The 1,062-nt window shown below is 42.5% G+C and carries 1 protein-coding gene; it reads right to left on the bottom strand.

Annotated features, from left to right (window positions below):
• Positions 1–1,062 (bottom strand): autotransporter outer membrane beta-barrel domain-containing protein (locus tag BN338_RS09250; protein WP_039761396.1); only part of this gene is annotated, 1,062 nt, incomplete at its 5' end.

Here is a 1,062-nt window from a genome sequence, read left to right as displayed (position 1 = left end):
TTAGAAACTATAGCGTATCCCTATAATACCCTGAAGAGACTGCTTCGTTTTTCGCCCTTTAACATAATGGGCCTCACCATATACCTTCAACTTCTCACTCACTAAACTACTTAAACCTATTCCTAATTTACCCGCATTCCCTGATACGTCCGTGGTAAATGCATGGCGTTGATTAATCAACGTTTGATTATCATCTTTATGCTCACGCAACCATGCTGCTGTAATATACGCAAGGGAGGAAGAAGCATCGTGTGAGCCAAATTCATACCCTAACGATAAGCCAACCTCACTGCGTAACGAAGTGAAGGGACGCATATCACCTGTCATGTCATTCGATAACTTGATTTCCTTACCCTCAACTTGCAACCATGTAAATTGCCCATACGGCTGCAACCAGCTGCTCTGTGACGTCTGAAGTCGATAACCCGCTTCAAAGGAGGTTCCCACCGCCCATTGCGTATAGGTTCCTTCAATCCCTAAACCATTCGTTGAAACAGCCTTCAACGTATTTTGATAATGATTATATTTTAAAACACTATCGAGATACCATCCACTATGATCCCAATACGTGACATAAGCACCAATGCCATAAGTATTGATACCGCTGGTACCACCCCGTGCATGTGCAACACGGGCACGATCATAACTTCCAAAGCCACCTATATAAAAATCTCCATTTTCCCATTCGCTTAAGCTATTGATCCCTAGGACTATACCCGTCTGATCCAACTTAAAATCTATATGCTTTGTTGCAATGTTTTCTTTAGATTTAATTGCATAGGTCCATAAAGCCGTATTCTTTTTACTTTTATCGAGAATGCCTCTTCCCGCACGCACAGTTTGCATTTCATTGTGAAACACCATTGCTGGCGCTACAGACATAGACAATACCGCATCTGTAGAAGGCGTGGTTAAAAAGTCAGAAACTGAAAGCATCTCACTCATTTGTGGGGAAGGTTGTGCCTGATCACTTGGACGCAAAGTCATTTGATCGGCTGAAGAGTGAGAAATCTCTGAAGAAACAGCCTGTTGCTTTTCATCAGAAACAGAATGGGATCCTGA

The sequence above is a fragment of the Bartonella queenslandensis AUST/NH15 genome (assembly GCF_000312585.1).
GTDB lineage: Bacteria > Pseudomonadota > Alphaproteobacteria > Rhizobiales > Rhizobiaceae > Bartonella > Bartonella queenslandensis_A.
The sequence above is the reverse complement of the archived record's forward strand: the minus strand, read 5'-3'. Positions and strand labels throughout refer to the sequence as shown.